The organism is Variovorax sp. 10L426 (genome assembly GCF_056395305.1).
Window position 1 is genome coordinate 1 of the sequence record NZ_JBFTJF010000129.1, and the last position, 388, is coordinate 388.

The 388-nt window shown below is 71.4% G+C and carries 1 protein-coding gene; it reads left to right on the top strand.

The genetic code is table 11. The features are described from left to right. Positions 1 to 388: glutamate ligase domain-containing protein (locus AC1DHL_RS30095; protein ID WP_478164383.1), on the top strand; the 388-nt coding region annotated here is incomplete at both ends.

Here is a 388-nt window from a genome sequence, read left to right on the forward strand (position 1 = left end):
GTGGTGACGTTCGACGTTGGCCAGGTGGACGTGCCGGGCCGCTTCACGCTGTTCGAACGCCAGGGCGCCACGGTGATCGTCGATGACGCGCACAACGCGCCCGCGCTGACGGCGCTGGCCGCCGCGCTCGACCGCTTCCCCGCCGAGCGCCGCATGCTGGTGTTCGGCGCCGGCGTGCAGCGCCGGGACGAGGACCTCGTCAGCCACGGCAAGATCATCGGTGCCGCGTTCGACCGCGTGTTCCTCTGCGAGGACCAGAGCGTGAAGCGCGACCTGCCCGATGCCGAGGCCCGCGCGCTGGTCAAGAAGGGGCTGTACGAAGGCCGCCGCGTGACCAAGATCATCGACGAAGGCGCTCGCCGCGCCGCCATCGAGACCGCGCTCTCGC